1 protein-coding gene is annotated in these 1,034 nt (G+C 30.8%); it reads right to left on the minus strand.

The genetic code is table 11. From position 1 onward, the window contains the following. Positions 1-562: 562 nt before the first annotated feature. On the minus strand, positions 563-1,034 hold a 472-nt coding region (locus tag DMP16_RS11135; RefSeq protein ID WP_185957869.1), incomplete at its 5' end, for a hypothetical protein.

Here is a 1,034-nt window from a genome sequence, read left to right on the forward strand (position 1 = left end):
CTATGCAGTCCATCAAATAACTTGCCTCTAAAGGACTTAATTTATCCAATCTCTGAATTAACTTCATACAATATTCCGTGTTTTTTACCTCAACCATTAATTATATAATAGTTCATCCTACGATTAAAACATTTCTTTATACGCCTTGACCTCAATATAAAAAATTATGAGGGGTTTTTTGGGTTTTCTTAAAAATGGACTCACTTGTGAAACTTTAAGCTTTGTTCGATTTTCTGGAAATTCTAGACGAATTACCACTTTTATCCTACCTAAATTAGAACAGCAATTATCTTTTTATAGTCACGAATGATATTATATATTAGCTTATTCTGAGCTGTCAATTACATAAATTAAATATACGATCTATGAAGTTCAATGTTATTATAATTTATATTCTTTCGTAGATTTTTCAAGGTTAATGTGTCTCGGAAATGCAATAAGTTGTAACTCATAAATTAGAAAATCTTAATAACTCGTTCGAGCAACTCTTTAGAAAAAACTGAATTAGAAAAGTGTTAAAAATATTCCTCGATGTAAAGCTGCTTAAAGAATAAATTTACTATTAAGGAGGATACCAGATTATATTATAATTCATTCCTACTGTTGGCTCAAATAACTCAAGAACAAGTTTATCCTGCTTCTTGTCAAAGTTATGATAACAGTCGACTTTTACTTTATCCATAGGTTGGTCCGAATGAAGGTACAAGAAGCTAGCTATCTCCGTAAATTCATACTTAAATCCCTTAGGAAAAGTCATCTCTATTAAGGCTCTTAAGGTAGGTCCTCTTATCATTAACCCCTCTGAGCTAAAGGGTGCACCATATCTCTTTATAGCTTCATCTTTCGTTAAAGCATAATGATTTTTAATTTTTAATCTATATCCGAATGAGATGAATTCCCCTACCTCTAAGGGTGGGTCAAAAATTGCCTTCAATTCCATAACTTCTGGGTTAATTTTGATTCTTTTGATTACAACTTTTCTATCCGAGAAGTTCCTTATTATTTCATTTTTGATATAGGCTCTAAGATAATCC

The organism is Sulfolobus sp. B1 (assembly GCF_007050195.1).
Lineage (GTDB): Archaea > Thermoproteota > Thermoprotei_A > Sulfolobales > Sulfolobaceae > Saccharolobus.